Origin of the sequence: Pseudomonas sp. NPDC087598, assembly GCF_044743525.1 — a bacterium.
Taxonomy (GTDB): Bacteria; Pseudomonadota; Gammaproteobacteria; order Pseudomonadales; family Pseudomonadaceae; genus Aquipseudomonas.
This window is the reverse complement of record NZ_JBIUWQ010000149.1, coordinates 1-1,498: the sequence shown is the minus strand read 5'-3', so window position 1 is coordinate 1,498 and position 1,498 is coordinate 1. Positions and strand designations below refer to the sequence as shown.

The 1,498-nt window shown below is 59.7% G+C and carries 1 protein-coding gene; it reads right to left on the bottom strand.

Annotated elements, in window-relative coordinates; translation table 11 throughout:
* Positions 1-83: 83 nt before the first annotated feature.
* Positions 84-1,301 (bottom strand): MFS transporter, encoded by a 1,218-nt coding sequence (locus ACIOWE_RS30145; RefSeq protein WP_401398611.1) that lies wholly within the window; start codon positions 1,299-1,301, stop codon positions 84-86.
* Positions 1,302-1,498: the final 197 nt, after the last annotated feature.

Sequence of the window (1,498 nt, the reverse complement as noted above, 5' to 3'; positions counted from 1 at the left end):
GATGAGCAATGTGTCTATTAAAAAGTGTCCACCATGTGTCCGAACACCTGTCCACCATGTGTCCGGTACATACAGGGAGAGGGCTAGGGTGAGGGCGAAAAGGCCGGCTCAACACGCGCAGTGGAAACAGCCGCCAATGTGCGCAGCCCAATCAGGACCACCACCATCATCATCACCCCCGCGCCAATCGCCACGCCGAACCCTGCGCGTGCACCAAAAGCATCAATAACCACCCCCGCCAGCATGCCCCCAAGCGCCACGCCAATGCTGATGCCGGTGGTCATCCAGGTCAGCCCTTCGGTGATCCGCGACGGCGGGATGATGATCGTCCCGAGCTTCATGACCACAACCATGGTGGGCGCAAACGAGATGCCGGCGATAAACAGCATCGCCGACAGCACATAAACGTCCGGTGAGAAGATCGGCAATACGCCGGTGACTGCCGTGACCAGAATCCCGATAAAGAACTGCTTCTCAATCGCCAGCGAAACCCGCAACGCACCGAACGTCAGCCCCGCCACCAGCGAGCCGAACGCGTAGGCAGCGAGGATGAAGGTGGCCGACGCTGGCCAGCCTTGTGCGTTGGCGAAGGCAACGACGGCGACATCAATGGATCCGCCAATGGCGCCCATCGCCAACAGCGCCAGGACAATCGTGCGAACACCGGGAATCAACAGGGTTGAGCCGGAATTGCTGGCATGGCCCACGACCACTTTAGGTTCAGTCTGGCGCTGCAGGAGAAACGCCGTCACCCCGACTGCCAGCAGCGCCACCGCCACCAACGGCCCGGCTTCGGCGAAAAAGCTCACGCTCAAACCGATCGCCAGTGGCGGACCGATGATGTAGGCGAGTTCGGTCAGCACCGTGTCCAGAGAGAATGCCGTGTGCAGTTGCGGCTTGCCCCGGAACAACTGCGTCCAGCGTGCCCTGATCATCGATGGCATGCTCGGCATTGTCCCGGCCAGAGCCGCCAGAACAAAAAACAATGCGGCAGGCGCCCTCATGTAAACGGCGAAGATCAGCGACAGCAACATGACGATGCTGAATGCCGTCACCACGGGTAGCACTCGGCTCTGACCACGCTGATCAACAAGTTTCGAAATGCGCGGGCCGAGCAGCGCATTGGCCAGGGTAAACGTACCGGCGACCGCACCGGCCAACCAGTAGACGCCAGTTTGCTCCACCAGCATGGTGATGATGCCAATGCCGATCATCGCCTGTGGCAAGCGGGCGATTGAGCTCGCGAGCACTAACCCTGTGGCGCCGGGTGTTGTCAGAAGCTCGCGATAGTGATTAGCCATGATTCCTCCCTTGATTCGTCGCTGAGCAGCATCCCGCTGCCGCGTCAGACATCAAGACCTAGGCGGACACCAAAAGCAACAGCAAAAAGATCCCCTCACCCCAGCCCTCTCCCTGTATGTACCGGAGACATGGTGGACACATGTTCGGAGACATGGTGGACGGTTTTAGATCTTCTTACCTGCCGTCACGATCTGCA